Consider the following 297-nt stretch of genomic DNA (forward strand, 5'->3'; position numbering starts at 1 on the left):
GGCGCCGAGAGGTGTGAGAGTTCAAGTCTCTCCGACCGCACCATTATTTAGATATCTTAATTGATATCCTGTTGGGCTATCGCCAAGCGGTAAGGCACTGGCTTTTGATGCCAGCATTCCCTGGTTCGAATCCAGGTAGCCCAGCCACTATTTAAACTCTTTGTTTTTACTTCAGTAAGCATTTACTGAATTAAGTAACCAAGAGCACAACGTTACATCGAATCACCAATGTCGATATAACTATAAAGATTTGCTGCGGTCGTGGCGGAATTGGTAGACGCACCAGATTTAGGTTCT

The 297-nt window shown here is 44.4% G+C and carries 1 tRNA gene; it reads left to right on the plus strand.

The annotated features are described in order from the left end of the window. Positions 1–72: 72 nt before the first annotated feature. Positions 73–147: transfer RNA gene (locus ACFI6G_RS22260), tRNA-Gln, on the plus strand. Positions 148–297: the final 150 nt, after the last annotated feature.

The sequence above is a fragment of the Vibrio sp. PSi01 genome (assembly GCF_054960695.1).